The sequence below is a fragment of the Halomonas sp. genome (assembly GCF_031581305.1).
Classification (GTDB): domain Bacteria; phylum Pseudomonadota; class Gammaproteobacteria; order Pseudomonadales; family Halomonadaceae; genus Halomonas.
In genome coordinates, this window is record NZ_JAVLBC010000070.1 from 5,124 (window position 1) to 13,688 (window position 8,565).

Here is an 8,565-nt window from a genome sequence, read left to right on the forward strand (position 1 = left end):
CCCTTCGCCCAGTGGCATCGCCGTGGCTGCTGCTGGTCGCCCTGCTGCTGGCGGCCTGTCTGGGCTCTGCCCTGGCGGTGATCACCGTTAGCCACCTGACCCGTGATCAGTATGCCCAGCTGCAGCAGCTCGAGCGTGAGCAGCAGCAGCTGCAGACCGAATGGGGGCAGCTGCTGCTCGAAGAGAGCGCCTGGTCCTCCCCCGCCCGCATCGAGCGCCTGGCCCAGGAGCGCCTGGAGATGCGCCTGCCCGACATTGACGAGGTCGAGGTCATTCGACCATGAGTCCCGACGACCGCAGCGGCGTGACGCCGCGTCGGCCACCGCCCATGGCACCCATGGGCGGACTGCGCTACGGGGTGATGATCACTCTGGTGCTGGTGGGGCTCGCGCTGCTGACCGGTCGTATCGTCGACCTGCATGTCTTCGACCACCCCTTCCTGCAGGGGCAGGGTGATGCCCGTACCCTGCGTACCGACACCATCCCCGCGCATCGTGGGATGATCACCGACCGCCACGGCGAGCCGCTGGCCATTTCCACCCCGGTGGTCACCCTCTGGGCCAACCCCCAGGACCTGCCGGTCGACGACATTCAGCGCCTGATGCTGGCCAGGGCTCTGGGCCAGGAGCTCGATGCCCTCAACGAGCGCATCGCGCGCTACGCCGAGCGCGAGTTCATGTACCTTCGGCGCCGCATGGCGCCGGAGGCGGCCCAGGCGGTGCTCGACCTACACATTCCCGGCGTCCACGCCCGGGAAGAGTACAAGCGCTACTATCCGGCGGGGGAGGTGACCGCGCAGCTGCTGGGAGTGACCAACATCGACGACATCGGCCAGGAGGGCCTGGAACTGGCCTACCAGCCGCATCTTGCCGGGGTGCCCGGCAAGCGGCGGGTGCTCAAGGATCGACGAGGCCGCCTGGTGCGCGATCTGGCGCTTCTGCAGGAGGCCCAGCCGGGCGGGGACCTGACCCTGGCGCTGGACCAGCGTCTGCAGTACATGGCCTATCGCGAGCTCAAATCGGCGGTGACCGAGCACGATGCCGATGGCGGCATCGTGGTCATGCTGGATGCCCGCAATGGGGAGGTGTTGGCCATGGCCAACCAGCCTTCCTACAACCCCAACAACCGCGCCGGACTCGATCCCCAGGGGCTGCGTAACCGGGCCATCGTCGACGCCTTCGAGCCGGGGTCGGTGGTCAAGCCGCTGGCCATGGCGGCGATCATGGAGAGTGGCCAGTTCGACAAGGATATCGTGGTCGATACCTCGCCGGGCTGGATGGTCATCGATCGTTTTACCATCAAGGACATCCGCAACTACGGCAAGTTGACCCTGTCCGGTATCCTCGAGAAGTCCTCGAACATCGGCATGTCCAAGCTTGCGCTCCAGCTCGACGAGCCGCTGGTTCCTGAGACCTATCGCCGGCTGGGCTTCGACCAGGCGCCGGGCACCGGCTTCCCTGGCGAGTCCGCGGGCAGCTTGCCGGCGCCCGTACGCTGGTCGAGCAGCCAGTGGGCGGCCCTCTCCTACGGCTACGGCCTGTCGGTCTCGGCGCTGCAACTGGCCAGTGCCTTCACGGCCATTGCCAACGACGGTCGACGCCTGCCGCCCTCGCTGCTCAAACTCGGCCAGTCGCCGGCCGGTGAGCCGGCCATCGACCCGGGCGTGGCCGGGCAGATACTGGGGATGATGGATCAGGTCGTTGAGCCCGGCACCGGCGCCCGTCGGGCATTGGTACCGGGCTACCGGGTCGCTGGCAAGACAGGGACCGTGCGCAAGATCGATGCCGGCGGGTATCAGGAGAAGGCCTACCGAAGCCTGTTTGTCGGGATCGCCCCGGTCTCGGACCCGCGCATCGTGACAGTGGTGATGATCGATCACCCGCGGGGCGACAGCTACTATGGCGGTGCAGTGGCGGCGCCGGTCTTCTCGCGGGTGGCCGGCAATGCTCTGCGCCTGTTGGATGTGCCCCCGGATGCCCGCGAGCCACAATCATGAGCGCAAGCCCTGGAGAAGAAACGCGATGCAGCTGACAGCCGAGCGACTCGAGACAGGCCTGATCGAGCTCTGGCCCGACTGTCGTCGTGCCCTGACGGCCCTCACCCTGCCGAACGCCGTCCAACTGGTGCTCGACAGCCGTCGTCTGGTCGCGGGCGACGTCTTCGTGGCGGTGCCGGGCGTGGCGGCGGATGGCCGCGACTTCATTCCGTCGGCCCTCGAGGCCGGGGTCTCGCTGGTACTGGCCCATGATGACGGGGCGCCCGGGCCCGACGACCCTCGGGTGCTGTGGCTGCCGGGGCTGCGCGAGGCCCAGGGCGAGCTGGGCCGGGTCCTGTTTGCCGTGCCCCGGGAGCTGGAACTGGTCGGGGTCACCGGCACCAACGGCAAGAGTTCGGTGACCCACTACCTGGCCGAGTTGAGCATTGCCCTCGGAGTGGACGCCGGGCTGATCGGCACCCTGGGGCACGGCCGGCCGGGGCGCCTGGCGGCCGGCCAGCTGACCACGCCGGGTCCCCTGGCCCTGCAGGCGGCGCTCGGCGAGCTGGCTGCCGACGGCGTGCGGCGGGTGGCCATGGAGGTCTCCTCCCACGCCCTGGAGCAGGGGCGTCTCGACGGCTGCAGCCTGCAGGCGGCGGTGTTTACCAACCTGAGTCGCGACCACCTGGACTACCACGGCAGCATGGCGGCCTATGCCGCCGCCAAGGCGCGACTGTTCCGTCGCCATGAGCTCGAGCTCGCCGTGGTCAACGGAGACGACCCCCTGGCGCGCCTGATGCTCGCCGGCGTTCACCGCGGCGTACGTGTCCTGGCCGTCGGCGCGGACGAGGCGGTGACCCTGCGCGTCATCGACTGGATGCCCCACGCCGAGGGGCAGCGGGCGCTGATCGCCACGCCGGACGGGGAGCGCGAGCTCGAGCTCGGCCTGATGGGCCGTTTCACCCTGGACAACGTACTGCTGGCCATCGCCACTCTCCATGGCCTGGGGCATCCCCTGGCGGCGCTCTTCGAGGCAGCCGCCGACCTTGCCCCGGTGCCCGGGCGCATGGAGCGGCTGTCGCGTCCCGGCGCGCCCACGGTGGTCATCGACTATGCCCATACCCCGGATGCCCTGGACAATGCCCTGGTGGCGCTGCGGGCGCACCTTCCGGGCGGCGGACGGCTGTGGTGCCTGTTCGGCTGCGGCGGCGACCGCGACAGCGGCAAGCGCCCCCTGATGGCCGAGGCCGCGGCGCGCCACGCCGACGTGCTGGTGGTGACCGACGACAATCCGCGCGGCGAGCCCCCCGAGACGATCCGCGCCCAGGTCCTGGAGGGCCTGGACGACGCGCCGCCCCGCGAGGTCATCGAGGTGGCCGGTCGCCGCGACGCCATCGCCCGGGTGCTGGCCGAGGCCGCTCCGGACGACGTGGTACTGATCGCCGGCAAGGGTCATGAGGACTATCAGGAGGTGGCGGGGGTGCGCCATGCCTTCTCGGATCTCGCCGAGACCGAGCGCGGCCTGACCGCTCGTGCCAGGAAAGGGTACGGGGTGGGCGCTCGATGAGCGCTGTCGGCCTGCAAACCCTCGCCGAGGCCGCTCTAGCCCTGGGCCTGCCGGCACCGGCCGAGGACTTGCCCATCGGCGCGATCGTCACCGATACCCGGCGGCTCGCTCCCGGGGCGCTGTTCGTGGCGCTCAAGGGAGAGCGCTTCGATGCCCACGACTTCCTGGTCCAGGCGCGGGAGGCCGGGGCGGTGGCGGCCGTGGTCGAGGGAACGGCGGAGCAGCCGGTGGACGACCCGCTCCCCCAGCTGGTGGTGCCCGACACCCGTCTCGCCTTGGGGCTGCTGGCGCGTGCCCGGCGGCGCGCCTGGGGCGGACCTGTGGTCGCCGTCACCGGCAACAGCGGCAAGACCACGGTCAAGCAGATCCTGGCGAGCCTGCTGGAACGGAGCGGGGCGACGCTGGCCACCCGGGGTAACCTGAACAACGACATTGGCGCCCCTCTCACTCTGCTGGCGCTGGACCCCGAGCACCGCCATGCCGTCGTGGAGCTGGGTGCCAACCATCTCGGCGAGATCGCCTGGACCACAGCCCTGGCCGAACCCCGGGTGGCGGTGATCACCAATGTCACCGGGGCCCACGTGGGCGAATTCGGTGGCATGGGCCAGATCGCCCAGGCCAAGGCGGAGATCCTGGCCGGCCTGCCGGCCGACGGCGTGGCGGTGCTCAACCGCGACGATGCCTTCTTTGCCACTTGGGCGTGCCTGGCGGCGCCTCGCGAGGTGATCGACTTCGGCCTGGACTCTCGGGCACGCCTGCGTGGCGAGGCGCTGGCCTGTGACGCTATCGGACGCTATGCTTTCACGCTTGTTCGGGACGGGCGCGAGATCGGACGTGTCCGGCTGGCCTTGCTGGGGCGCCACAACGTGGCCAATGCCCTGGCGGCCTCGGCCGCAGCACTGGCCATGGGGCTCGCGGAGAGCGAGGTGCTGGCCGGGCTCGAGGCGGTGGCGCCGCTCCCGGGCCGGCTGAGCGTCGTGGAGGGCCTCAACGCCTCGCGACTGCTGGATGATACCTATAATGCCAACCCCGGCGCGGTGAAGGCGGCGCTCGATGTCCTGGTGACGCTGCCCGGGCCGCACTGGTGCCTGCTGGGTGCCATGGGAGAACTGGGGGGCGAGTCCGACCGGCTGCATGCCGAGCTCGGGCACTATGCGCGGGAACGGGGAATCGATTTCCTGGGTACCCTCGGCGAGCTGGCGAGGCCGGCGAGCCGGGCCTTCGGCGAAGGCGGGGTCCATTTCGACGATCGGGAGGCGCTGATGCGCCACGTCCTCCACTATCTACCGTCCGGGGCCAGCGTGCTGGTCAAGGGCTCGCGCAGTGCCGGCATGGAACGAGTCGTGGCGGTCCTGCGTGCGGATGCTTCAAGGTGAACGCGATACATGCTGCTCTTTCTGGCTGATTTCCTGGCGCAATTCCAGAGTGCCTTCAATGTCTTCAACTATTTGACCCTGCGCATGATCCTGGGGACCCTGACCGCCCTGGTGCTCTGCCTGTGGCTTGGGCCGGTGATGATCCGCCGCTTGGTGGAGCGACAGATCGGCCAGGCAGTGCGCGACGATGGCCCTCAGTCCCACCTCTCCAAGGCCGGCACGCCCACCATGGGTGGTGCCATGATCCTGATGGCCATCGCCGTCAGCACCCTGCTGTGGGGAGATCTCACCAACCACTATGTCTGGCTGGTGCTGGCGGTGACGCTGGGCTTCGGCGCCATCGGCTGGGTAGATGACTACCGCAAGGTGGTGGAAAAGAACCCCCGTGGCTTGCCGGCGCGCTGGAAGTATTTCTGGCAGTCCTTGATCGGGGTGGCGGCCGCGGTGCTGCTCTACGTCACGGCCGCCTCGCCGGTGGAGACCAGCCTGATCGTCCCGCTGTTCAAGGAGTTCGTGCTGCCGCTGGGGGTGTTCTATATGGTGCTCACCTACCTGGTGATCGTCGGCAGCTCCAATGCGGTCAACCTCACTGACGGCCTCGATGGCCTGGCAATCATGCCCACGGTGCTGGTGGCCATGGGTCTGGCGGTGTTCGCCTATGCCACCGGCAACACGGTGTTCGCCGATTATCTGCAGATTCCCTTCATTCCCGGCGCGGGCGAGCTGGCCGTGTTCTGTGCCACCATCGCCGGCGCCGGCCTGGGCTTCCTGTGGTTCAATACCTATCCGGCCCAAGTATTCATGGGCGACGTGGGAGCCCTGGCACTGGGTGCGGCGCTGGGCGTGGTGGCGGTGATCGTGCGCCAGGAGATCGTGCTGTTCATCATGGGGGGTATCTTCGTCATGGAGACCGTCTCGGTGATTCTGCAGGTGGGCTCCTACAAGCTTACCGGGCGACGCATCTTCCGCATGGCACCGCTGCACCACCACTATGAGCTCAAGGGCTGGCCGGAGCCGCGGGTCATCGTGCGCTTCTGGATCATCACCGTGGTGCTGGTGTTGATCGGCCTGGCCACCCTCAAGGTCCGCTGAACGCCAGGCGCCGATTCAACATCCGTAAGGAGCTCAACATGGTCAAGGTCCCGAAGGGAACGACGCTGGTGGTCGGGCTCGGTGTCTCCGGGCGGGCCATCTGCCGCCACTTCGGCCGGCTCGACGTGCCTTATATGGTCGCCGATACTCGCGAGGTGCCGCCCGGCCTGGACGATTTCCGCGTTGCCCATCCCGACATCTCCGTTCACCTGGGGCCCCTCACCGAGCTGGATCTCTCCGAGGTGGAAGAGGTGGTGGTCAGTCCCGGCGTCGCCCCGCACACTCCGGGCCTCGAGGCGCTGGCCGGGCGCACCCGCGAGGCCACCGGTGAGCCGCTGCTGGTCGGCGAAATGGCGCTGTTCGTGCGCGCGGCCCGAGCGCCCATCGCTGCCATCACCGGCTCCAATGCCAAGTCCACCGTGACCAGCCTGCTGGGAGAGATGGCCCGCGAGGCCGGCCGCCGGGTCGCCGTGGGCGGTAATCTGGGGACGCCGGCCCTGGACCTGCTGGCCGACGTCCCCGATGCCGAGCTCTTCGTGCTGGAACTCTCCAGCTTCCAGCTCGAGACCACTCCTCGCCTGGGGGCCGAGACGGCCGCCTTCCTCAACTTCTCCGAGGACCACCTGGACCGCCATGGCGACATGGCGGGCTATCGGGCCGCGAAGCTCGGCATTTTCCGCGGTGCCCGGCACGGTGTGGTCAATGCCGAGGACCCGCTGACCTGGCCGGAGGTGCCGCTGCCGGCCCTGGACCGCTTCACCACCCGAGTTCCCGAGGATAATGACTGGGGCATCGCACGGCGCGGTGGCCGGGACTGGCTGGTGCACGGGGACGAGCCACTACTGCCGGCCGCCGAGGTGTGCCTGCTGGGCCGCCACAACCAGGTCAACGCCCTGGCGGCGCTGGCCATGGGTCATCGCCTGAATCTTCCGCTCACGGCCATGGTCGAGGTGCTGAGGCGATTTCCCGGGCTGCCCCACCGTGGTGAACTGGTGGCGGAGGTCGAGGGCGTCCGCTGGATCAATGACTCCAAGGGCACCAACGTTGGCGCGACCCTGGCCGCCATCGAGGGGCTGGGGCCGACCCTCGAGGGGCGTCTGATCCTGCTGGCCGGCGGAGTGGGCAAGGGAGCCGACTTCCACCCCCTGGCGGCCCCCCTGGCGCGTTACGGCCGCGAGGCGATTCTCTTTGGCCGGGATGCGGGGCGCCTGGAGTACGCCCTGCGTGGCCGGCTGCCGGCGACCCGGGTCGAGGACCTGCAGGCCGCCCTGGAACGCGCGATAGAGATCGCCGCACCCGGGGACTGCGTGCTGCTGTCACCGGCCTGTGCCAGCCTTGACCAGTTCATCGACTACCAGGCGCGTGGCGACGCCTTTCGCCAGGCGGTCAAGCGCCTGGCAGGGGAGGCGGCATGAGCCGACTATCCCGCCTCTGCCAGCGGATGAGTACCGCTGACCACGCCTTCGATGGCTGGCTGGTGCTGGCCGCCTTCTCGCTGCTGCTGATCGGCTGGGTGATGGTGACCTCGGCGTCCAGCGAGGTGGCGTCGAGCCTTACCGGGAATGCCTGGTACTTCAGCCTGCGCCACGGCATCTTCCTGCTGGTAGCGCTCTCCGCCGGGATGCTGGCCTTTCGGGTACCGCTGGCCTGGTGGAAGGCCAACGGACCGCTGCTGCTGCTGGCGGGGCTGGTCCTGCTCCTGCTGGTGCTGCTGGTGGGGCGCGAGGTCAACGGCAGCCGTCGCTGGCTCTCCGTACCGGGGCTGCCCTTCAACGTGCAGGCGTCCGAGGTCGCCAAGTTCTGCTTGATCGTTTATCTGGCCGGCTATCTGGAGCGCTTCCTGCCGCAGGTGCGTCGCCAATGGGGGGCCTTCCTGCGTCCTCTGGTGGTGATGGCAGTAATTGCTGGGCTGCTGATCCTCGAGCCCGATTATGGGGCTGTGGTGGTGATGACCGGCGCCGTGATGGGCATGCTGCTGATGGCTGGCGCCCCCTGGGGACGCTTCCTGGTGTTGCTGCTGCTGGTGGTCACCCTCGGGGGCCTGGCCGCCGTGGCCGAACCCTATCGGATGGCGCGTCTGACCAGCTTCGCTGACCCCTGGGCCGACCAGTTTGCCAGCGGCTACCAGCTGACCCAGGCGCTGATCGCTTTCGGGCGCGGGCAATGGCTGGGCATGGGGCTCGGCAACAGCGTGCAGAAGCTTTTCTATCTGCCGGAGGCCCACACTGACTTCGTCTTCGCGGTGTTGGCCGAGGAGCTCGGCCTGCTGGGCGCCATCGCCGTTATCGGGCTTTTCGCCCTGCTGATATGGCGTGCCATGGCGGTGGGTCGTCGGGCTGAACTGGTCGGCCTGGCCTTCGGGGCCTATCTGGGCTATGGCTTCGCCCTCGTCATCGGGGCCCAGGCCTTCATCAACATTGCCGTCAGTACGGGGATGCTGCCTACCAAGGGGCTGACGCTGCCGCTGCTCAGCTATGGCGGCTCGAGTCTGGTGGTGAGCTGCGTGATGATCGCGCTGTTGCTGCGTGCCGATGTCGAGACGCGTCAGTCTCGGC

The 8,565-nt window shown here is 68.8% G+C and carries 7 protein-coding genes; all 7 read left to right on the top strand.

Annotation, left to right across the window (positions count from 1 at the left end; all coding sequences use genetic code 11):
- Positions 1-284, top strand: a 284-nt coding sequence (ftsL, locus tag RI841_RS07720; RefSeq protein ID WP_310705017.1) for a cell division protein FtsL, incomplete at its 5' end; no start/stop codon positions are given.
- The gene (locus RI841_RS07725) at positions 281-1,996 is read left to right on the top strand and encodes a penicillin-binding protein 2 (RefSeq protein ID WP_310705018.1); all 1,716 of its coding nucleotides are present in this window, start codon (positions 281-283) and stop codon (positions 1,994-1,996) included. The genes ftsL and RI841_RS07725, both read left to right, overlap by 4 nt.
- 25 nt (positions 1,997-2,021) lie before the next feature.
- A complete protein-coding gene (locus RI841_RS07730) occupies positions 2,022-3,542 on the top strand; it encodes a UDP-N-acetylmuramoyl-L-alanyl-D-glutamate--2,6-diaminopimelate ligase (protein WP_310705019.1) in 1,521 nt (506 codons plus the stop codon).
- Complete coding sequence (gene murF / locus RI841_RS07735; protein WP_310705020.1) at positions 3,539-4,918, top strand: UDP-N-acetylmuramoyl-tripeptide--D-alanyl-D-alanine ligase; 1,380 nt, start codon at positions 3,539-3,541, stop codon at positions 4,916-4,918. The genes RI841_RS07730 and murF overlap by 4 nt, the downstream gene beginning before the upstream one ends.
- 9 nt (positions 4,919-4,927) lie before the next feature.
- Positions 4,928-6,010: a phospho-N-acetylmuramoyl-pentapeptide-transferase gene (gene mraY / locus RI841_RS07740; RefSeq protein ID WP_250061588.1), complete on the top strand. Its 1,083-nt coding sequence runs from the start codon at positions 4,928-4,930 to the stop codon at positions 6,008-6,010.
- A 38-nt stretch (positions 6,011-6,048) separates the two neighbouring features.
- Entirely contained in the window at positions 6,049-7,425 is a 1,377-nt protein-coding gene (gene murD / locus RI841_RS07745) for a UDP-N-acetylmuramoyl-L-alanine--D-glutamate ligase (RefSeq protein ID WP_310705021.1), read from the top strand.
- Positions 7,422-8,565 (top strand): putative lipid II flippase FtsW (gene ftsW / locus RI841_RS07750; protein WP_310705022.1); only part of this gene is annotated, 1,144 nt, incomplete at its 3' end. The genes murD and ftsW, both read left to right, overlap by 4 nt.